The following is a 19,091-nucleotide window of genomic DNA, read 5'->3' as shown; positions in this document are numbered from 1 at the left end:
ACCGCTATATCACCCGGGAAAAACGCTGGCGGTTGTGCTGGGCGAGGTAAGCGTCGAACACCATGCACACTGAGCGCACCAGCAGCCTGCCGGCCGGCTGCACGCGGATGCCCTTGGCGTCGAGGCTGATCAGGCCGTCGCGCTGCATGGCCTGAAGCTCGGGCCATTGTTCGTTGAAGTAACCGCGAAAATCGATCAGGAACTGCCGCTCGATGGTTTCGAAATCCAGTTCGAAATGGCAGATCAGTTGCTGGATCACCGCCCGGCGCAGGCGGTCGTCCTGGTTGCACAGCAGGCCGCGCTGGGTCGCCAGCTGGGCGCTGGACAGCGTGTCCTGGTAGGTGTTGAGGTCGCTGCTGTTCTGGCAGTACAGGTCGCCGATCTGGCTGATGGCCGACACCCCCAGGCCGATCAGGTCGCAGTGGCCGTGGGTGGTATAGCCCTGGAAGTTGCGCTGCAGGGTGCCTTCTTCCTGGGCGATGGCCAGCTCGTCGTCGGGCAGGGCGAAGTGGTCCATGCCGATGTAACGGTAGCCGGCGCCGGTCAGTTGCTCGATGGTGGCCTGCAGCATCTCGAGCTTGGCCGCAGGGCTGGGCAGCTCGTTTTCGTCGATGCGCCGCTGCGGCATGAAGCGTTCGGGCAAGTGCGCGTAGTTGAACACCGACAGGCGATCGGGTTGCAGGCGGATGACTTCTTCGACCGTGCGGGCGAAGCCTTCCGGGGTTTGCCGGGGCAGGCCGTAGATCAGGTCGAGGTTCACCGAGCGGAACTGCAAGGTGCGCGCGGCCTCGGTCAGGGCGCGGGTCTGCTCCAGGCTTTGCAGGCGGTTGACCGCGCGTTGCACGGCCGGGTCGAGGTCCTGCACGCCGAGGCTGACGCGGTTGAAACCCAGCTCGCGCAGCAGGCCCATGGTCGACCAGTCGGCTTCACGCGGGTCGAGCTCGATGCCGTAGTCGCCGGAATCGTCGTCCAGCAGGTTGAAGTGCTGGCGCAGGCTGGCCATCAGTTGGCGCAGCTCCACATGGCTTAAAAAGGTCGGTGTGCCGCCGCCGAAGTGCAGTTGCTCGACCCGCTGTTTAGGGTCGAGGTGGCAGGCAAGCAGCTGGATTTCCTGCTCCAGGCGCTGCAGGTAAGGCGCGGCGCGGCCGCGGTCCTTGGTGATGACCTTGTTGCAGGCGCAGTAGTAACAGATGTTGGCGCAAAACGGCACGTGCACGTACAGCGACAGTGGGCGCGTGGCCCGGCGGCTTTCACGCAGGGCGTGGAGCAGGTCGAACGAGCCCACTTCGCCATGCAGTTGCACCGCGGTCGGGTAGGAGGTGTAACGGGGCCCGGCCAGATCGTAGCGACGGATCAGGTCGGCGTCCCAGCGTAGGTCGTCGAGCATGTGGGTAGTCCCCGGATAGAGCTGCAGTGTCCGGAGTCTAGGGCGGTGGCGGGGAGGGCATGTTGATTTGCATCAAGGGCAGCCGGTGCGCGTTCGCCAGGCCAGCACCGAACCCTCTGTAGGAGCGGCCTTGTGTCGCGAAAGGGCTGCGCAGCAGCCCCGCGATCCATACATCATGCGAAATCGTCGGGGCTGCTGCGCAGCCCTTTCGCGACACAAGGCCGCTCCTACACAGGGATCGCATTAGCTTTGGGGCTGCGCTGTACCTGTAGGAGCCGGCTTGCCGGCGATGAGGCCGTTACAGGCGGCACAAGACAGTTGCCCCCTAGATCAGCGGTTACCTCAATGCCCCATCAACCAATGCTGATGCGGCCCGGGCAGGGTCCACAGGCCAAACAGCATCACCATCACCCCGCCGGCCATGCGCACCCCGCGGTTGCGCAGCAGCGCACCGACCTGCTGCGCCGCAATCCCGGTGGCCAGCAGCACCGGCCAGGTGCCCACGCCGAACGCCAGCATCAGCGCCGCGCTGTGCAGCGCATTGCCCTGGCTGGCGGCCCACAGCAGGGTGCTGTACACCAGCCCGCACGGCAGCCAGCCCCACAGCGCCCCCAGCAGCAGCGCCCGGGGCAGGCTGGACACCGGCAGCAGCCGTGTGGCCAGAGGCTGCACATGGCGCCACAAACCACGCCCCAGTGCCTCGATGCGGGTCAGGCCGCTCCACCAGCCGGCCAGGTACAAACCCATGGCAATCAGCAGCAGCGCCGCCAGCACCCGCAGCCCGATGGCCAGCGGGCTGCTGGCCACGGCGACGCCGGCCAGGCCCAGCAGCAAGCCGGCGGTGGCGTAGCTCAAGATACGCCCGAGGTTGTAGGCAATCAGCAGGCGCAAGCGGCGGCCGCGCTGCTCGGGGGGGATGGCCAGGGTCAGGGCGCCCATCAGGCCGCCGCACATCCCCAGGCAATGGCCGCCGCCGAGCAGGCCAAGCACCAGGGCCGAGCCCAGCAGGGGGAGCAGCTCAGGCACGCGGGGCAGGGTCCTTGTCGTCGGGCTTTTCGTCTTCAGGTTTTACTGCGGCCTGGTGGCGCGGGTCCTGGTCGTCGAACAGGATGCTGTGGGCCGGGCTTTCCAGGTCGTCGTACTGGCCACTGTCCACCGCCCAGAAGAAGATGTACACGGCCACGCCAACCAGCAGCAGGGCAGCGGGGATCATCACGTAGAGGGCGGGCATAGGGTCTTCCTTCCAGGCGTGGGCGACGCGCAGGTGGCGGGAGCAGCAACGCTGCTCTGGCGGGTCAGGCGCAGGGCGTTGAGCACCACGATCAGCGAGCTGACCGACATGCCGACTGCCGCCCAGACCGGGGTCACCCAGCCCAGCGCGGCGAACGGCAGCATCAGGCCATTGTACAGGCTCGCCCACAGCAGGTTCTGGACAATGTTGCGGCGCGTGCGGCGGGCCAGGGCGAAGGCCTGCACCAGCGCCTGCAGGTTGTTCGACAGCAGCACGGCGTCGGCGCTGGTCTTGGCAAGGTCGGTGGCGCTGCCCATGGCGATGCTGATGTCGGCGGCGGCCAGCACCGGCACGTCATTGACCCCGTCACCGAGCATCAGCACCTTGCGCCCTTCGCCCTGCAATTGCTTGAGGCGGCTGAGCTTGTCGTCCGGGCGCAGGCCGCCAACGGCCTGGTCGATACCCAGTTGCGCGGCCACCTCGGCGACCATCGGCGAGCTGTCGCCAGACAGCAGCAGGGTTTGCCAGCCGCGGGCCTTGCAGGCGGCCACCAGATCCGCGGCGTCATCGCGCAGGCGGTCGTCCAGGCCGAACCAGGCCAGCGGGCCCTGGCGGTCGCCCAGCAGCAGCCACTGGCCGCGTGGTTCGGGTACGGCGGGCACTTCGGCGCCGCTCAGGGCGCAGACGAAAGTCGCCTGGCCGATGCGCAGGCGCTGGCCGTCCACCTCGCCTTCCAGGCCCAGCCCGGGCACTGCGTTGACCGCCTCGGCGGCCTGTGCAGCGCGGCCAAAGGCGCGGGCGATGGGGTGTTCGGAGCGGTTCTCCAGTGCCGCAGCCAGGGCCAGGCACTGGTCGGCATCAAGCCGGCCCAGCGGGCGGATGCTGCGCAGGGCCAGGCGGCCTTCGGTAAGGGTGCCGGTCTTGTCGAAGATCACCGTGTCGATCTGGTTCAGGCCTTCAAGCACATGGCCGCGGGTCACCAGCAGGCCAAGCTTGTGCAGGGTGCCGGTGGCGGCGGTCAGCGCGGTGGGGGTGGCCAGCGACAGGGCGCAGGGGCAGGTGGCTACCAGCATGGCCAGGACGATCCAGAACGCTCGGCCCGCATCCAGCTGCCACCACACCAGGCCGATTACTGCCGCCGCCACCAGGCTGAACAACAAGAACCATTGCGAGGCACGGTCGGCGATTTCGGCCAGGCGGGGCTTTTCCGACTGGGCGCGTTCTAACAGGCGCACGATGGCCGACAAACGCGAGTCCTGGCCGAGGGCCTGAACCTCGACGGTCAGGGTGCTTTCGACATTCAACGTGCCGCCGGTGACCCGGTCGCCGCTGCGCCGGGGTTGCGGCAGGTACTCACCGGTCAGCAGCGACTCGTCGACACTGGAGCGCCCGGCGACGATGCAGCCGTCGGCCGGGATCACCGCCCCCGGCAGCACTTGCACGCGGTCGCCGCAGCGCAGCTCGCCCAGCAGAATACGCTCGGCCTGGCCATCGGCGCCCAGGCGCAGGCACGAGGCCGGCAGCAGGTTGACCAGCTGCGCGGTGGCCGCCGCCGTGCGCTCGCGGGCGCGGCGCTCCAGGTAGCGGCCGGTGAGCAGAAACAGCGCGAACATGCCCACGGTGTCGAAGTAAAGCTCGCCGCTGCCGGTGATGGCGGTCCAGATACCGGCGCCGAAGGCCAGGGCGATGGCCAGCGACACCGACACGTCCATGGTCAGGTGGCGGGTGCGCAGGTCGCGGGCGGCGCCCTTGAAGAACGGCGCGCAGCTGTAGAACACGATGGGGATGGTCAGAAACAGCGCGACCCAGCGCAGGATGGTATGCATCTCGGGCGACAGGTCGATGTTGAATTCCGGCCAGGTGGCCATGGTCGCCATCATTGCCTGGAACCACAAAAGCCCGGCCACCCCCAGGCGGCGCAGGGCGCTGCGGTTTTCGGCAGCCAGGTGTTCAGCGGCCTGGTCGGGCTGGTAGGGGTGGGCGGCGTAGCCGATGTGGCGCAGCTCGGCCAGCAGGCTCGAGAGCGGCAACTGGTCGTCGGCCCAGCTGACCAGCAGGCGGTGGTTGGACAGGTTCAGGCGCGCTTCGCTGACCCCGGCAAGGTTGCGCAGGTGCTTCTCGATCAGCCAGCCGCAGGCTGCGCAACTGATGCCCTCGACCAGCAGGGTGGCCTCGGCCAGCTCGCCCTCGTGGCGCACGAAGTTGCGCTGCACGTCGTCGCGGTCGTACAGCGCCAGTTCGTCCTGCAACTGTTTGGGCAGGGCCTCGGGGTTGGCGCTGCTGTCGCTGCGGTGCTGGTAGTAGTGCTCCAGCCCCCCGGCGACGATGGACTCGGCCACTGCCTGGCAGCCCGGGCAGCAGAAGGCCCGTGGCTCGCCAAGGACCACGGCGGTGAAGCGGCTGCCGGCGGGGACGGGCAGGGCGCAGTGGTAGCAGGGGGTGGGGTGGGTCATTTACATCATTGCCTTACGCAAGTCGGCTGGCTGAACACGGCCCCTGTGGGAGCGGGTTTACCCGCGAAAGCGTCAGGTCGGGCAATGAGGTTTCCAGGTCTGACGCATTCGCGGGTAAACCCGCTCCCACAGGGCTCGCGGTGGAGCGGTTATCGGTGCTCGGCGCCTTGCAACGCCTCATCTCCCAACTGTAACGCTACCCCATGCTCGACCTTCTCCTCCTCGAACAGGCGCCACACATGCTCATCCTGGCTGCCCAGCAGCTCGACGAAGCGCCGCCCCTCGACCTTGTCGTCCAGCTGGCCGACATAGCGGCCAGGCTCGCTGCGGGCCAGTTGCACCTTGCGGTCGCGGTCCGGCTGGGTGGGGGAGATCAGGTTCAGCTCCAGGGTTTGCGGGTTGCTGTTGCCGCTCAGGCGCACGTCCACTTCGCCGGTCAGCTCGTCTAGGTGGATGCTGGCCTTGAGGTTGAGGGTCTGGGCCAGCAGCTCGCGGTCCAGCGAGCGGTTGATGCCCTTGCCGGCCTCGTAGTAGTTGTCGTTGACCAGGTTGTCGGGGTTGCGCACGGCAATGCTGACCATGGTCAGGCTCAGGCACACCGAGGTGGTCAGGATACCGATGATGATCCAGGGCCAGAGGTGCTTGTACCAGGGGCTGGTGGCGGTAGCGGCAGGCATGGTGCGTGGTCTCTCTCAGCGGATCTGTGGGCCGATGAAACGGCTCTTGGCTTCGACCTGTTGGCCGCTGTCGTCGGCGTCCTTCAGGGTGAAGATGATTTCGTTGGTGGTCGAGGGCAGTTTTTCCGGGGCCACCGACAGCTGCACCGGCAGGCTGACGATGTCGCCGGCGGCCACGCGGATCTCGCGCTGGCCGGTCAGTTGCAGGTCGGGCACACCGGTGGCGTCCAGCACATACACGTGGTCGCGCTGGTCCTTGTTCATCACTTTCAGGCTGTACACGTTCTCGATCCGGCCCTGGGCGTTCTCGCGGTACAGCACGCGGTCCTTGGCCACGTCGAAGCCTACCAGCGAACGGGTGGCGAAGGCGGTGGCCAGGGCGCCGATCATCACCAGCAGCACCATGGCGTAGCCGATCAGGCGCGGGCGCAGCATGTGGGTCTTCTGCCCGGACAGGTTGTGCTCGGTGGTGTAGCTGATCAGGCCCTTGGGGTAGTTCATCTTGTCCATGATCGCATCGCACGCATCGATGCACGCGGCGCAGCCGATGCATTCGACCTGCAGGCCGTCGCGGATGTCGATGCCGGTGGGGCACACCTGCACGCACATGGTGCAGTCGATGCAGTCGCCCAGGCCCTGGGCCTTGTAGTCCGCGTCCTTTTTACGCGGGCCACGGGTTTCGCCACGGCGCGGGTCGTAGCTGACGATCAGGGTATCCTTGTCGAACATCACGCTCTGGAAGCGCGCATAGGGGCACATGTACACGCACACCTGCTCGCGCAGCCAGCCGGCGTTGCCATAGGTGGCCAGGGTGAAGAAACCGACCCAGAAGTACGCCCAGCCGTCGGCTTGCCCGGTGAAGAACTCGATGACCAGCTCGCGCACCGGGGCAAAGTAGCCGACGAAGGTCAGGCCGGTGACCAGGCCGATCAGCAGCCACATACTGTGCTTGGCCAGCTTGCGCAAAAACTTGTTGGCGCTCATCGGCGCCTTGTCCAGCTTCATGCGCTGGTTGCGGTCACCCTCGGTGACCTTCTCGCACCACATGAACACCCAGGTCCACACGCTTTGCGGGCAGGTGTAGCCGCACCATACGCGTCCGGCATACACGGTGATGAAGAACAGGCCGAAGGCGGCGACGATCAATATGCCCGACAGCAGGATGAAGTCCTGCGGCCAGATGGTGGCGCCGAAGATGTAGAACTTGCGCTCGGGCAGGTCCCACCACACGGCCTGGCGGCCGCCCCAGTTCAGCCACACGGTGCCGAAGTACAGCAAGAACAGCGCAGCGCCACCGACCATTCGCAGGCGGCGGAACAGGCCGGTGAAGGCGCGGGTGTAGATTTTTTCGCGCGAGGCGTAGAGGTCGACGGAATCCTTCCCTTTGCTGGCAGGCGGGGTGACGTCATGTACCGGTATTTGCTTGCTCATCATCAAGTCCCACGGCAGTGGAGAAACGCCGCGACCCGTGCTTGGCGGCCGCGGTCTGGCGCGCTCTTACGGCGCTCTGCGGCCCATGATACGCCTGTGATGGCGCGCCGGGGCCTTGCTGCGACACTTAGTCGCGTTGGGCGGCTTGGGTAAACGTGATATGGCGGGTGTCAATTGATCCAGGTCATGGACCTGTGGGAAATGGGTAGGCTGTACTGGCTTCTTCGCGGGTGAACCCGCTCCCACAGGTTCACTGCTGTCTCGAATATTACGCAGCTCCTGTGGGAGCGGGTTTACCCGCGAAGAGGCCAGGCCTGCCTTATTCGGCCTTTTGGGCCGCCTCGGGCTGATGCGACAGGCTGTACACATAAGCCGCCAGCAGGTGCACCTTGTCATTGCCCTGCAGCTGCTCTTGCGCCGGCATCTGGCCCTGGCGGCCATAGCGGATGGTCTGTTGCAGCTGGGCAAAGCTCGAGCCGTAGATGAACGCCTGCGGGTGGGTCAGGTTGGGCGCGCCCATGGCCGGCGTGCCCTTGCCCTCGGGGCCGTGGCAGGCCACGCAGTTGGTGGCGAAGATCTGCTGGCCCTTGACCGGGTCGGCCTTGGCGTCTTCGGGCAGCTTGCGCCCGTCCAGGTTGCTCAGCACGAAGGCCGCCACATCAGCCACGCCTTGCTCGCCGATCACCGTGCCCCAGGCCGGCATCACCCCGTGGCGCCCGCCCATGATGGTGGTCTTGATGGTTTCCGGCTCGCCGCCCCAACGCCAGTCGTTGTCGGTGAGGTTGGGGAAACCGTAGGCGCCCTTGGCGTCGGAGCCGTGGCACACCGAGCAGTTGGAGGCGAACAGCCGCGCGCCCATCTTCAGTGCCTGCGGGTCCTTGGCTACCTCTTCCAGCGGCATGGCGGCGAACTTGGCGAAGATCGGCCCGAAGCGCGCATCGGCCTTGGCCATCTCCTTTTCCCACTCGTGCACGCCGGTCCAGCCGGCCTGGCCATTGGAAAACTCGGTCTGCTTGTCGTTGTCCAGGTACGCGTAGCCCGGCAGCACGCCTTTCCAGTTGCCCAGGCCCGGGTACAGCACCAGGTAGCCCAGGGCGAACACGATGGTGCCGACGAACAGCCAGAACCACCATTTGGGCAGCGGGTTGTCGTACTCCTCGATGCCGTCGAAGGCGTGGCCCACGGTCTCGTCGGTGATCTCCTCGCGCTGGCCCTTGCGGGTCGACAGCAGCAGCCAGGTCAGCGAGAAGATGGTGCCCAGGGTGAGTACGGTGACGTACAGACTCCAGAAGGTTGTCATTGTTGTTTGCTCCCAGAAGCGTTTTTCGCTTGCTCGACGTGGCGGATGGCCTCGGGGTCGTCCGCGAACGGCAGCCGCGTCGCTTCATCGAAGTCCTGCTTGCGCCGCGGGCTGAACACCCACAGCGCCAGGCCCACGAAAGCCACCAGCACCACCACGGTGCCCAGGCCGCGAATCATCCCGATATCCATCAGCGTCACCGTTTGCTCTTGATGATGGTGCCAAGGCCTTGCAGGTACGCCACCAGGGCGTCCATCTCGGTCTTGCCCTTGACCGCGTCGCGGGCACCGGCGATGTCTTCGTCGGTGTAAGGGGTGCCGAGGGTGCGCAGCACTTCGAGCTTCTTGGCGGTGTCCTTGCCGTCGAGCTTGTTCTCGACCAACCACGGGTAGGATGGCATTTTCGACTCAGGCACCACGTTGCGCGGGTTGTACAGGTGCGCGCGGTGCCAGTCATCGGAGTAGCGGCCACCTACGCGGGCCAGGTCCGGGCCGGTGCGCTTGGAGCCCCACAGGAACGGGTGGTCCCACACGCTTTCGCCGGCCACCGAGTAGTGGCCGTAGCGTTCGGTTTCGGCGCGGAACGGGCGGATCATCTGCGAGTGGCAGCCCACGCAGCCTTCGCGAATGTAGATATCGCGGCCTTCGACTTCCAGCGCAGTGCGCGGCTTCATGCCTTCGACCGGCTTGTTGGTGACGTCCTGGAAAAACAGCGGGACGATTTGGGTAAGGCCACCGATGCTGACGGCGATGACCATGAAGAAGGCCAGCAGGCCAATGTTCTTCTCGACGGCTTCATGCTTCATCAGTGCGCTCCCACGACGACGATCTTGGCGGCTTGCTCAGCCTCTGCCGGGTTGGCGGCACGCACGGTGCGCAGCACGTTGTAGGCCATCAGCAGCATGCCCGAGGCAAAGAACGCACCGCCCAGGGCGCGGACGATGTAGCCCGGGTGGCTGGCTTGCAGCGCTTCGACGAACGAGTAGGTGAGGGTGCCGTCGTCGTTGATGGCGCGCCACATCAGGCCCTGGGTGATGCCGTTGACCCACATCGAGGCGATGTACAGCACGGTGCCGATGGTGGCCAGCCAGAAGTGCGCGTTGATCAGGCCGACGCTGTGCATCTGCTCGCGGCCGTAGAGTTTCGGGATCATGTGGTACACCGCGCCGATCGAGATCATCGCCACCCAGCCGAGGGCGCCGGCGTGTACGTGGCCGATGGTCCAGTCGGTGTAGTGCGACAGCGAGTTGACCGTCTTGATGGCCATCATCGGGCCTTCGAAGGTGGACATGCCGTAGAACGCCAGCGAGACGACCAAAAAGCGCAAAATCGGGTCGGTGCGCAGCTTATGCCAGGCCCCCGACAGGGTCATCATGCCGTTGATCATGCCGCCCCAGCTTGGCGCCAGCAGGATGATCGACATCACCATGCCCAGCGACTGCGCCCAGTCGGGCAGGGCGGTGTAGTGCAAATGATGCGGGCCGGCCCAGATGTACAGGGTGATCAGTGCCCAGAAGTGCACGATCGACAACCGGTACGAGTAGATCGGCCGCTCGGCCTGCTTGGGCACGAAGTAGTACATCATCCCCAGAAAGCCCGTGGTGAGGAAAAAGCCCACCGCGTTGTGCCCGTACCACCACTGGATCATCGCGTCGGTGGCGCCGGCGTAGGCCGAGTACGACTTGAACAGGCTCACCGGCAGCGAGATGTGGTTGACGATGTGCAGCATCGCGGTGACCACGATGAAGGCGCCGTAGAACCAGTTGCCGACATAGATGTGCTTGGTCTTGCGCTTGACGATGGTGCCGAAGAACACCAGCCCGTAGGTGACCCAGACGATGGCCAGCAGGATCGCCAGCGGCCACTCGAGCTCGGCGTATTCCTTGGTGGTGGTGTAGCCCATCGGCAGGGTGATCAGCGCGCCGACGATCACCGCCTGCCAGCCCCAGAAGGTGAAGGCGGCCATGCTGTCGGAGATCAGGCGGGTCTGGCAGGTGCGCTGCACCACATAGTAGCTGGTGCCGAACAGGGCGCAGCCGCCGAAGGCGAAGATCACCAGGTTGGTGTGCAGCGGGCGCAGGCGGCCAAAGCTCGTCCATGGCAGGTCCAGGTTGAGCTGGGGCCAGACCAGTTGCGAGGCGATGAAGACGCCGAGCCCCATGCCAAGGATCCCCCAGACCACCGTCATGATGGCGAACTGGCGGACGACCTTATAGTTATAAGCAGTCGGGCTGATTGCTGTGCTCATGCTAAGGTTCCACGGTTTTGGGTCATTCTTGTTGGTTGAAATCGGCGCCAGTTTCTATAACCACCAGGGTTATGGCAACGCAAGGAGACTTGCGCCGACCCGTGTCCAGGCCCTCTACACCACCGTCCCGGGGTGATTGGGCTGAACGATTGTACACAAATAAATCTTTGTAATGTGTACCGTTTTTCGCCTTTTTCTGATCGAACGGTCAAGCTTTTTTTAACGCGCGGCGTCAGGCTGTGCGCCACGTCTGCTGCGCCCTTGAGAGAGCGAAGCCACTGAGGCAACAAGCTTAGTTGCGTTCGGAAGGGGTGCAAGGGAGGGGGTAGAGCGGGGTAGGGGCTGGCTGCCGGGGATGGCGCCCGATCAGGCAGTGTTGCTGCCTGATCGGGCCTCATCGCCGGCAAGCCGGCTCCTAAAGGGGAGGGGGGTTACTTGGCGGTTACGGTCTCGGCTGTCTGATCCTGCGACAGGCTATACACATACGCCGCCAGCAAGTGCACCTTGTCGTTGCCCTGGATGTCGGCCTGGGCCGGCATCTGGCCCTGGCGGCCGTAGCGGATGGTCTGCTGCAGCTGGGCGAAGCTCGAACCGTAGATGAACGCCTGCGGGTGGGTCAGGTTGGGCGCGCCCATGGCCGGGGTGCCCTTGCCCTCGGGGCCGTGGCAGGCCACGCAGTTGCTGGCGAAGATCTCCTTGCCCTTGGCCGGGTCGGCCTTGGCGTCTGCCGGCAGGCTGCGGCCATCCAGGCCTGTGAGCACGAAGGCGGCCACATCGGCCACGCCCTGCTCGCCGATCACCGTGGCCCAGCCCGGCATCACGCCGTGGCGGCCGTTCATGATCGAAGCCTTGATGGTGTCCGGCTCGCCGCCCCAGCGCCAGTCCTTGTCGGTCAGGTTGGGGAAGCCGTAGGCACCCTTGGCGTCGGAACCGTGGCACACCGAGCAGTTGGAGGCGAACAGCCGGCTGCCCATCTTCAGTGCCTGCGGGTCCTTGGCCACTTCCTCCACCGGCATGGCGGCGTACTTGGCGAAGATCGGGCCGAATTTGGCGTCGGCCTTGTCCATTTCCTTTTGCCATTCGTTGACGCCGGTCCAGCCGTTCTCGTAGCCCGGCAGGATACCTTTCCAGTTGCCCAGGCCCGGGTAAAGGATCAGGTAGCCCACCGCGAACACCAGGGTGCCGACGAACAGCCAGAACCACCACTTGGGCAGCGGGTTGTCGTACTCCTCGATGCCGTCGAAACTGTGGCCCATGGTCTGGTCGGTGGTGCTGCCCTGGCCCTTGCGGGTGCTGAGCAGCAGCCAGGTGAGGCCGATCAGGCTACCGATGGTCAGTACGCTGATATACGTACTCCAGAAGGTGGTCATTGCCCGTTACTCCTAATGGAAGGTTCCTGCCCGCTCGGGGGCAGGCGGTCGTCGACGAAGGGCAGCAGGCGCGCTTCGGCGAAATCACGGTCGCGGCGACGGTTGAAGACCCAGAGCGACAGGCCGATGAAGGCGATCATCACCACCAGGGTGCCCAGGCCGCGGATCATGCCGATGTCCATTTCCATCGCATTCACCTCTTGTTCTTGATCGCGGTGCCGAGCACCTGCAGGTAGGCCACCAGGGCGTCCATCTCGGTCTTGCCCTTGACCGCGTCGCGGGCACCGTTGATGTCGTCGTCGGTGTAGGGCACGCCGAGGGTGCGCAGGGTGCGCATCTTCACGTCGGTGTGGCTGTTGTCCACTTGCGCGGCCACCAGCCAGGGGTAGGACGGCATTTTCGACTCAGGCACCACGTTGCGCGGGTTGTACAGGTGCGCGCGATGCCAGTCGTCGGAGTAGCGGCCACCTACGCGGGCCAGGTCCGGGCCGGTGCGCTTGGAGCCCCACAGGAACGGGTGGTCCCACACGCTTTCGCCGGCCACCGAGTAGTGGCCGTAGCGCTCGGTCTCGGCGCGGAACGGGCGGATCATCTGCGAGTGGCAACCCACGCAACCTTCGCGAATGTAGATATCGCGGCCTTCGAGCTGCAGCGCGGTGTAGGGCTTCATACCCTCCACCGGCTTGTTGGTGACGTCCTGGAAGAACAGCGGGACGATTTGGGTAAGGCCGCCGATGCTGACGGCGAACACCATCAGCAAGGCCAGCAGGCCGACGTTTTTCTCGATGACTTCATGTTTCATCAGGCAGGTCTCCTCAAGCCAGCTGGGCGTTCGCAGGGGCGGCGTCGAGCGCCGGCGAACGCACGGTGCGCCAGGTGTTCCAGGCCATCAGGAACATGCCGCTGAGGAAGATCGCGCCGCCGACAAAGCGCACGACGAAGCCTGGGTGGCTGGCCACCAGGGTTTCCACGAACGAGTAGGTGAGCGTGCCGTCGCTGTTGACCGCGCGCCACATCAGGCCCTGGGCGATGCCGTTGACCCACATCGAGGCGATGTACAGCACGGTGCCGATGGTGGCCAGCCAGAAGTGCGCGTTGATCAGGCCGATGCTGTACATGCGCTCCTTGCCGAACACTTTCGGGATGGTGTGGTACAGCGCGCCGATGGAGATCATCGCTACCCAGCCGAGGGCGCCAGCATGCACGTGGCCGATGGTCCAGTCGGTGTAGTGGGAGAGGGCGTTGACGGTCTTGATGGCCATCATCGGGCCTTCGAAGGTGGACATGCCGTAGAACGCAAGCGACACCACGAGGAAGCGCAGGATCGGGTCGCTGCGCAGCTTATGCCAGGCCCCCGACAGGGTCATCATGCCGTTGATCATGCCGCCCCAGCTTGGTGCCAGCAGAATCAGCGACATCACCATGCCCAGCGACTGCGCCCAGTCGGGCAGCGCGGTGTAGTGCAAATGATGCGGGCCTGCCCAGATGTACAGGGTGATCAGCGCCCAGAAGTGCACGATCGACAGCCGGTACGAATACACCGGGCGTTCGGCCTGCTTGGGCACGTAGTAGTACATCATCCCGAGGAAGCCTGCGGTCAGGAAGAAGCCCACCGCGTTGTGGCCGTACCACCACTGCACCATGGCATCGGTGGCCCCGGCGTACACCGAGTACGACTTGGTCAGGCTGACCGGCAGTTCCAGGTTGTTGACCACATGCAGCAGCGCCACGGTGAGGATGAACCCGCCGAAGAACCAGTTGCCCACATAGATGTGCTTGGTGGTGCGCTTCATCAGCGTGCCGAAGAACACGATGGCGTAGCACACCCAGACGATGGTGATCAGGATGTCGATCGGCCACTCGAGCTCGGCGTACTCCTTGGAGCTGGTGTAGCCCAGCGGCAGGGTGATGGCGGCGAGCAGGATCACCAGTTGCCAGCCCCAGAAGGTGAACGCGGCAAGCTTTGGCGAGAACAGGGTGGTCTGGCAGGTGCGTTGCACCGAATAATAGGAGGTGGCGAACAGGGCACAGCCACCGAAGGCGAAGATCACCGCGTTGGTGTGCAGCGGCCGCAGGCGGCCGAAGCTGGTCCACGGCAGGTCGAAGTTCAGTGAGGGCCAGGCGAGCTGGGCGGCGATGAAGACGCCGAGCCCCATCCCGACGATGCCCCACACCACCGTCATGATGGCGAATTGGCGGACCACCTTGTAGTTGTAGGCGGTACTGCTGGTTGTGTTCATGTATGGGTTCCCATCCACGGTTATTGGCAGGCTATACAGCGAGGAGAAGCATGATTAATGGGCAAAGTGCCGGTATTGACGGGGATCAATGGGCGCAGATCGCAAATGTCCCAGGCTTGCGCTGCGATCCACCCAAGGTCGGCGGCGATCACGGCGTTTGCCCGTGGTTGATCCTGGCCCACGGCGCCGGCGCGCCGATGGACAGCGGGTTCATGGACGAAATGGCGCAAAGGCTGGCCGCGCTTGGCGTAGGGGTGGTGCGCTTCGAGTTCCCGTACATGGCCCAGCGCCGGCTCGACGGTGGCCGCCGGCCGCCCAATCCACAGAAGGTGCTGCTGCAATGCTGGCGCGAGGTGTATGCCCAGGTGCGGCCATTGGTCGCAGGCCGGTTGGCGGTGGGCGGCAAGTCCATGGGCGGGCGCATGGCCAGCCTTCTGGCTGATGAGCTGGGCGCTGCTGCGCTGGTGTGCCTGGGCTATCCGTTCTATGCCGTGGGCAAACCGGAAAAACCGCGGGTCGAGCACCTGGCCGGTTTGCGCACGCCGACGCTGATCGTGCAGGGCGAGCGCGATGCCTTGGGCAATCGGGAGGCGGTGCAGGGGTATGAATTATCGCCGGCGATCGAGGTGAGCTGGCTGGTGGCGGGGGACCATGACCTGAAGCCGCTGAAGGCGTCGGGGTTCAGCCATGAGCAGCATCTGCAGGCGGCGGCAGAAAAGGTGGCGGGGTTCTTGCTGAAATGATGTGTGCTTCTTCGCGGGTGAACCCGCTCCCACAGGTCAATAGCTGGTCTTCAGACCACTGATATCCCTGTGGGAGCGGGTTTACCCGCGAAGAGGCCGGTACAGGCTGACGCTTAGTCGCGGTACTCGCACAGGTAGGCGGTATCCACGGCCACCTTCAACTGGAACTTGCTGTCGGCCGCCACGTTGAACTTGTCGCCGGCATTGAAGGTTTCCCAGTTGTCGCTGCCCGGCAGCTTGACGGTCAGTGCGCCGGACACCACGTGCATGATCTCGCGCTTGGCAGTGCCGAACTCGTATTCGCCAGGGGCCATCACGCCGACAGTAGCCGGACCTTCATGGCCTTCGAAGGCGATCGACTTGACGGTGCCATCGAAGTACTCGTTGACCTTGAACATGGGCGACTCCTGAAAAAAGGCTGAAAAAAAGGGCTGGCCAGTATGCCCAAGGCCAACCCTTGCGTCATCTGTTTCAGGCGCTGCCCGCCGGCAGGCTCAGGGGCAGCAGCCGGGCGGTGTTGCGCGCGTCTTCCAGGGCCCGGTGCTGCTGGCCGGTAAACTGAAGCCCAGCCAGTTGCAGGGCGCTGTTCAGCCCGGCCGGGCGCTGCAGGTGGCGGGCCTTGGCGAAGCGCTGCTTGAGGTTGATGTGCGGCAACTGCGCCAGCAGGCTGAGCACCTGGTGCTGCTGCCACTCCTGCAGCAGTTGCTTGCGGTCGTAGTCGCCCCAGCTGACCCAGGCCTGCAACTGCCCCTGGTGATGAGTCAGCCAGCGCTCGAACTGCGCCCACACCTCGGCGAAGGGTTCGGCGCTGTCGACGCTGGCCTGGGTGATATGCGTGAGTTCGCGGCAGAATGGCGTCAGTTGCGGGCGCCGGCGCGGCCGCACAAAGCGCTGGAAGTGGTCTACCTCGCGCCCCTCTCGGGTGACCAGGCTTGCGCCGATTTCAATGATTTCCATCTCCGTGACCGGCCAGCCGCCGTCATCGGTGGTGGCTTCCAGGTCGATCACCAACCAGTGGCCCATGCCAGGCTCCCTTTCAATGCAGGTGGTTTGCGGGTGCTCGACCACGCAGGCCTGTAGAGCGTAGCCAAACTCGTCGCTCGCGGCATCCCCTGGCACTTTGGCATATCCAGCGGTTGTGCCTGCCCCGGAAAACGCCTAGCTTAAGCGCATCCAGGCCAATACCCTCGATGAGTGCCCCGTCTTGATCCCACTGCCACGCCTCAACTTGCCCTCCTTCCTGCTGCTGTTGGCCGCATCGCTGGTAGCGGGCCTTATCCAGGCTGGCGAGGTGGTCGAGGTGAAGGTCGGGGCCGCGCACTTCCCGCCCTACACCGTGCGCCCCGAGCAGGGCGCCGACACCGGCCTGCTGCCGCAACTGGCCGAGGCGCTCAATCACTTGCAGGGGCAGTACCACTTCGTGCTGGTGCCCACCTCCATCCCCCGGCGTTTCGGCGACTTCCAGCAGGGCCGCACCGACCTTGCGATCTTCGAGAACCCGCTGTGGGGCTGGCAGGACATCCCGCACCAGAGCGTCGACATGGGGCTGGAAGACGCCGAGGTGTTCGTCGCCCAGGCCGCGCGTGGCCAGCACTATTTCGACAGCCTCGAAGGCAAGCGCCTGGCCCTGTTCAACGGCTACCACTACGCATTTGCCGGCTTCAACGCCGACCCGGCCTACCTCAAGCAGCGCTACCGCGCGACCCTCACCTATTCCCACGACAGCAACCTGTCGATGGTCGAGCGCGGGCGCGCCGACATGGCCCTGGTCACCCGCTCGTATCTCAGCGATTTCTTGCGCCGCAACCCCGGCAGTGGCCAGGCGCTGATGGCCTCGCAGCGCGTCGATCAGGTCTACCACCACTACGCGCTGCTGCGCCCCGGTGCGCCGATCAGCCCCGAGGCGTTCGCCGGGCTGATGCGCCAGCTGCGTGAAAACGGCGAACTGCTGCGCATCTTTCAGCCTTATCAAATCACCGTAGAAGCCCCTCAGGACTAAATCCGCAGGGCCTGGCCGCGTTCTGCAAGGTGAGCCTTTCTTTCATCTTCGTGAGCCAAGACCATGCCGTTCGATGCCGCTTCGCAGCCCCTCGCCGCGCCCCGCTGGCGCACCTTGCAGGCCGAGGAGGGCGATTGCCGCCTGAGCCTGACCCTCGAGGGCCGGCCCCTGATCAGCGTCCGCCTGGTGGCGGGCGAACCCCTTGCCGTGCACCTGGAACAGCTCTGCCCCGAGCGCCCCGAGCAGGCCCTGTGGGCCGCCTGTTACTGGCTGCTGTCCCGCGACCCGGCCTGCCAGCGCCTGGCCTGGCAACTGCCGCAAGCCGTCCCCCAGGCGGTGGCCAGCGGCCTGCTGCTGCCCGGCGCGCAGCCTGGGCAGTACCTGTGCGAGCGCACCCTGTTCTGGCAGTTGCCGCAACCCTGGCTGGGCCAATCGCCTGCTGGCGTTTACCCGCAGCAGATGCAGCTGAGCAACGGCAAGCGCCACCCCCGGCGTGCGCCCAAGCCCCGGGGCGAGGTGTACCGGCGCTTCGACGCGCGGCTGGGGGCCTGGGTGTCGTTGCGCACCCTTGAGGTCGATCAGGATCTTGAGCGTTTCAACCGCTGGCAGAACAACCCGCGGGTGCTGCAGTTCTGGCAGGAGGGCGGAACGCTGGCGCAGCACCGCGAGTACCTCGACAAGCTCGACGCCGACCCGCACACCCTGACCCTGATCGGCTGCTTCGACGACCAGCCGTTCGCCTACTTCGAGGCGTACTGGGCCAAGGAGGATCGCATCGCACCGTTCTACCCGGCCGACGACTACGACCGCGGCATCCACATGCTGGTGGGCGAGGAGGCGCACCGTGGCCCGCACAAGGTGGCCAGCTGGTTGTCGGCGCTGGTGCACTACCTGTTCCTCGACGACCCGCGCACCCAGCGGGTGGTGGCCGAGCCGCGCGCCGACAACGGCAAGATGATCGGCTACATGCACGACCAGTGCTTCCACTGCGAGAAGGAATTCGATTTCCCGCACAAGCGCGCGGCGTTGATGATCCTGGGGCGGGAGCGGTTCTTCGACCACTGCAAGCTGGCGTGAATCCATTCCCCTGTAGGAGCCGGCTTGCCGGCGATGGGGCCCTGGCAGGTCACCCGCATGGCACCGGCCATGCCGGTGATCGCCGGCAAGCCGGCTCCTACAGGGGGGGGCGTCTTCAGTTCTGGCGGCTGCTCTTGCGGCAGTGGATCAGCGCATCGCGAATCATGAAGTTGACCAGTGTCGGCGACACCCCCAGCTCCTTGGCGATGTCTTTCTGCGGCACGCCATGCAGGCGGTACATCTCGAAGGCGTAGCGGGTGCGCTGGGGCAGCTCGTTCAGCGCCTCGGCAATGTCCTCGAGGGCCGCCAGGTTGATGTGCGTGGCTTCCGGCGAGGCGTTCTGGATGACCACGTTCAGCCCTTCCTCCTCGCTGCCGGAGTACTTCAGCTCCATGGCCTGCTTGCGGTAGTGGTCAATGGCCAGGTTGCGCACGATCTGGAACAGGTAGCTGAGCTGGGCCTTGAACGACGAGGTGATCTGCGGCGCGGCGCTGAGCCGGAAGAACGCATCCTGCACCACATCCTCGGCGCGCGAGCGGCAGCCGGTGATGCGCGCGGCGATCTTCACCAGGATGCTGCGGTTGTCGACGAAAGCCTGGAGCAGGGGTGAATCGCACTTACTTGTGGACATTGGTTCCGCCATGGAATTTTCACCTGGTCTCAGAGAGGGAGGGAGGCCATCCCGGCAGGGGGAGGCTACCTGCGACGAGCGACAAATTATTCAAGATGATAATGATTGTCAAATGCAGAAGTTAATGATTCTTCATTTGTATTGGTTCTAAACCACGATCCATGACGCTTTCAATCGCGCAGGTTACATACCCAGCAGTGCAGGCCCGGCAGGGCTAATTTCTTCCCCGGTCCATCCGTTCCCTTGTGTACATCCGGTTGCCGAGCGCTGCCCGCCTGAACGGCGCGGTACAGCCCTGGCACGAC

Annotated in this window: 20 protein-coding genes; 3 read left to right on the top strand and 17 right to left on the bottom strand. The window is 65.2% G+C overall.

The features are described from left to right. Positions 1-4: 4 nt before the first annotated feature. From hemN to ccoN (ACI2KK_RS09740), 14 genes are all read right to left on the bottom strand, one after another. On the bottom strand, positions 5-1,387 hold the full coding sequence (gene hemN / locus ACI2KK_RS09805; protein WP_404668786.1) for an oxygen-independent coproporphyrinogen III oxidase: 1,383 nt from the start codon (positions 1,385-1,387) through the stop codon (positions 5-7). 342 nt (positions 1,388-1,729) lie between these two features. Beyond that, entirely contained in the window at positions 1,730-2,413 is a 684-nt protein-coding gene (locus ACI2KK_RS09800; RefSeq protein WP_404668785.1) for a sulfite exporter TauE/SafE family protein, read from the bottom strand. After that, positions 2,406-2,618 carry a cbb3-type cytochrome oxidase assembly protein CcoS gene (gene ccoS / locus ACI2KK_RS09795; protein WP_217885832.1) on the bottom strand — a complete coding sequence of 71 codons (213 nt, stop codon included), beginning with the start codon at positions 2,616-2,618 and terminating at the stop codon, positions 2,406-2,408. Before ccoS ends, ACI2KK_RS09800 begins: the two co-directional genes overlap by 8 nt. Continuing rightward, positions 2,600-5,071: a heavy metal translocating P-type ATPase gene (locus ACI2KK_RS09790; protein ID WP_404668784.1), complete on the bottom strand. Its 2,472-nt coding sequence runs from the start codon at positions 5,069-5,071 to the stop codon at positions 2,600-2,602. Before ACI2KK_RS09790 ends, ccoS begins: the two co-directional genes overlap by 19 nt. A gap of 149 nt (positions 5,072-5,220) precedes the next feature. After that, on the bottom strand, positions 5,221-5,748 hold the full coding sequence (locus ACI2KK_RS09785; RefSeq protein WP_404668783.1) for a FixH family protein: 528 nt from the start codon (positions 5,746-5,748) through the stop codon (positions 5,221-5,223). 15 nt (positions 5,749-5,763) lie between these two features. After that, positions 5,764-7,179, bottom strand: a complete 1,416-nt coding sequence (gene ccoG, locus ACI2KK_RS09780) for a cytochrome c oxidase accessory protein CcoG (RefSeq protein WP_404668782.1) — start codon at positions 7,177-7,179, stop codon at positions 5,764-5,766. Between the two features lie 319 nt (positions 7,180-7,498). Continuing rightward, positions 7,499-8,479, bottom strand: coding sequence for a cytochrome-c oxidase, cbb3-type subunit III (ccoP, locus tag ACI2KK_RS09775; protein ID WP_404668781.1), 981 nt, complete (start codon positions 8,477-8,479; stop codon positions 7,499-7,501). Next, positions 8,476-8,670, bottom strand: coding sequence for a cbb3-type cytochrome c oxidase subunit 3 (locus ACI2KK_RS09770; RefSeq protein ID WP_217839537.1), 195 nt, complete (start codon positions 8,668-8,670; stop codon positions 8,476-8,478). Before ACI2KK_RS09770 ends, ccoP (ACI2KK_RS09775) begins: the two co-directional genes overlap by 4 nt. 5 nt (positions 8,671-8,675) lie before the next feature. After that, positions 8,676-9,284 (bottom strand): cytochrome-c oxidase, cbb3-type subunit II, encoded by a 609-nt coding sequence (ccoO, locus tag ACI2KK_RS09765; RefSeq protein WP_217839536.1) that lies wholly within the window; start codon positions 9,282-9,284, stop codon positions 8,676-8,678. Then, a complete protein-coding gene (gene ccoN, locus ACI2KK_RS09760) occupies positions 9,284-10,726 on the bottom strand; it encodes a cytochrome-c oxidase, cbb3-type subunit I (RefSeq protein WP_369987366.1) in 1,443 nt (480 codons plus the stop codon). Before ccoN (ACI2KK_RS09760) ends, ccoO (ACI2KK_RS09765) begins: the two co-directional genes overlap by 1 nt. 431 nt (positions 10,727-11,157) lie before the next feature. Next, entirely contained in the window at positions 11,158-12,096 is a 939-nt protein-coding gene (gene ccoP / locus ACI2KK_RS09755; RefSeq protein WP_404668780.1) for a cytochrome-c oxidase, cbb3-type subunit III, read from the bottom strand. After that, positions 12,093-12,284 (bottom strand): cbb3-type cytochrome oxidase subunit 3, encoded by a 192-nt coding sequence (locus ACI2KK_RS09750; RefSeq protein WP_404668779.1) that lies wholly within the window; start codon positions 12,282-12,284, stop codon positions 12,093-12,095. The genes ccoP (ACI2KK_RS09755) and ACI2KK_RS09750 overlap by 4 nt, the downstream gene beginning before the upstream one ends. A 5-nt stretch (positions 12,285-12,289) precedes the next feature. Continuing rightward, complete coding sequence (gene ccoO / locus ACI2KK_RS09745) at positions 12,290-12,898, bottom strand: cytochrome-c oxidase, cbb3-type subunit II (RefSeq protein WP_217839527.1); 609 nt, start codon at positions 12,896-12,898, stop codon at positions 12,290-12,292. A 13-nt stretch (positions 12,899-12,911) separates the two neighbouring features. Then, on the bottom strand, positions 12,912-14,336 hold the full coding sequence (gene ccoN, locus ACI2KK_RS09740) for a cytochrome-c oxidase, cbb3-type subunit I (protein ID WP_217839526.1): 1,425 nt from the start codon (positions 14,334-14,336) through the stop codon (positions 12,912-12,914). A gap of 50 nt (positions 14,337-14,386) precedes the next feature. Between ccoN (ACI2KK_RS09740) and ACI2KK_RS09735 the strand changes: the two genes are divergently transcribed. Beyond that, positions 14,387-15,079, top strand: coding sequence for an alpha/beta family hydrolase (locus ACI2KK_RS09735; RefSeq protein WP_404668778.1), 693 nt, complete (start codon positions 14,387-14,389; stop codon positions 15,077-15,079). A gap of 113 nt (positions 15,080-15,192) precedes the next feature. On the opposite strand, the gene ACI2KK_RS09730 is transcribed toward ACI2KK_RS09735, so the two are convergent. Next, positions 15,193-15,477, bottom strand: a complete 285-nt coding sequence (locus tag ACI2KK_RS09730; RefSeq protein ID WP_217839525.1) for a pyrimidine/purine nucleoside phosphorylase — start codon at positions 15,475-15,477, stop codon at positions 15,193-15,195. A gap of 73 nt (positions 15,478-15,550) precedes the next feature. Then, positions 15,551-16,102: an exonuclease domain-containing protein gene (locus tag ACI2KK_RS09725; protein ID WP_404668777.1), complete on the bottom strand. Its 552-nt coding sequence runs from the start codon at positions 16,100-16,102 to the stop codon at positions 15,551-15,553. Positions 16,103-16,283: 181 nt separating this feature from the next. Here ACI2KK_RS09725 and ACI2KK_RS09720 point away from each other — a divergent pair, with 181 nt between their 5' ends. Together ACI2KK_RS09720 and ACI2KK_RS09715 are read left to right on the top strand one after the other, a co-directional pair. Next, the gene (locus tag ACI2KK_RS09720) at positions 16,284-17,078 is read left to right on the top strand and encodes a substrate-binding periplasmic protein (RefSeq protein ID WP_404668776.1); all 795 of its coding nucleotides are present in this window, start codon (positions 16,284-16,286) and stop codon (positions 17,076-17,078) included. Between the two features lie 63 nt (positions 17,079-17,141). Then, positions 17,142-18,155: a GNAT family N-acetyltransferase gene (locus ACI2KK_RS09715; protein ID WP_404668775.1), complete on the top strand. Its 1,014-nt coding sequence runs from the start codon at positions 17,142-17,144 to the stop codon at positions 18,153-18,155. A 115-nt stretch (positions 18,156-18,270) separates the two neighbouring features. Here the strand turns inward: ACI2KK_RS09715 and ACI2KK_RS09710 are convergent, their stop codons facing one another. After that, positions 18,271-18,798, bottom strand: a complete 528-nt coding sequence (locus tag ACI2KK_RS09710; protein ID WP_404668774.1) for an RNA polymerase factor sigma-70 — start codon at positions 18,796-18,798, stop codon at positions 18,271-18,273. Positions 18,799-19,091 lie beyond the last annotated feature (293 nt).

It is taken from the genome of Pseudomonas sp. NPDC089406, assembly GCF_044900265.1.
Lineage (GTDB): Bacteria > Pseudomonadota > Gammaproteobacteria > Pseudomonadales > Pseudomonadaceae > Aquipseudomonas > Aquipseudomonas fakonensis.
This window is presented reverse-complemented; position numbering and strand designations above follow the sequence as displayed.

What these genes read in the sequence shown, in the direction of transcription:
- ccoN (WP_369987366.1), bottom strand. Translation starts at nt 10,726, where the DNA reads ATGAGCACAGCAATCAGCCCGACTGCTTATAACTATAAGGTCGTCCGC.
- ACI2KK_RS09735 (WP_404668778.1), top strand. Translation starts at nt 14,387, where the DNA reads ATGATTAATGGGCAAAGTGCCGGTATTGACGGGGATCAATGGGCGCAG.
- ccoP (WP_404668780.1), bottom strand. Translation starts at nt 12,096, where the DNA reads ATGACCACCTTCTGGAGTACGTATATCAGCGTACTGACCATCGGTAGC.
- ACI2KK_RS09790 (WP_404668784.1), bottom strand. Translation starts at nt 5,071, where the DNA reads ATGACCCACCCCACCCCCTGCTACCACTGCGCCCTGCCCGTCCCCGCC.
- ACI2KK_RS09715 (WP_404668775.1), top strand. Translation starts at nt 17,142, where the DNA reads ATGCCGTTCGATGCCGCTTCGCAGCCCCTCGCCGCGCCCCGCTGGCGC.
- ACI2KK_RS09770 (WP_217839537.1), bottom strand. Translation starts at nt 8,670, where the DNA reads ATGGATATCGGGATGATTCGCGGCCTGGGCACCGTGGTGGTGCTGGTG.
- ccoP (WP_404668781.1), bottom strand. Translation starts at nt 8,479, where the DNA reads ATGACAACCTTCTGGAGTCTGTACGTCACCGTACTCACCCTGGGCACC.
- ccoG (WP_404668782.1), bottom strand. Translation starts at nt 7,179, where the DNA reads ATGAGCAAGCAAATACCGGTACATGACGTCACCCCGCCTGCCAGCAAA.
- hemN (WP_404668786.1), bottom strand. Translation starts at nt 1,387, where the DNA reads ATGCTCGACGACCTACGCTGGGACGCCGACCTGATCCGTCGCTACGAT.
- ACI2KK_RS09725 (WP_404668777.1), bottom strand. Translation starts at nt 16,102, where the DNA reads ATGGGCCACTGGTTGGTGATCGACCTGGAAGCCACCACCGATGACGGC.
- ACI2KK_RS09750 (WP_404668779.1), bottom strand. Translation starts at nt 12,284, where the DNA reads ATGGAAATGGACATCGGCATGATCCGCGGCCTGGGCACCCTGGTGGTG.
- ccoO (WP_217839536.1), bottom strand. Translation starts at nt 9,284, where the DNA reads ATGAAGCATGAAGCCGTCGAGAAGAACATTGGCCTGCTGGCCTTCTTC.
- ccoS (WP_217885832.1), bottom strand. Translation starts at nt 2,618, where the DNA reads ATGCCCGCCCTCTACGTGATGATCCCCGCTGCCCTGCTGCTGGTTGGC.
- ACI2KK_RS09730 (WP_217839525.1), bottom strand. Translation starts at nt 15,477, where the DNA reads ATGTTCAAGGTCAACGAGTACTTCGATGGCACCGTCAAGTCGATCGCC.
- ccoN (WP_217839526.1), bottom strand. Translation starts at nt 14,336, where the DNA reads ATGAACACAACCAGCAGTACCGCCTACAACTACAAGGTGGTCCGCCAA.
- ACI2KK_RS09785 (WP_404668783.1), bottom strand. Translation starts at nt 5,748, where the DNA reads ATGCCTGCCGCTACCGCCACCAGCCCCTGGTACAAGCACCTCTGGCCC.
- ccoO (WP_217839527.1), bottom strand. Translation starts at nt 12,898, where the DNA reads ATGAAACATGAAGTCATCGAGAAAAACGTCGGCCTGCTGGCCTTGCTG.
- ACI2KK_RS09710 (WP_404668774.1), bottom strand. Translation starts at nt 18,798, where the DNA reads ATGGCGGAACCAATGTCCACAAGTAAGTGCGATTCACCCCTGCTCCAG.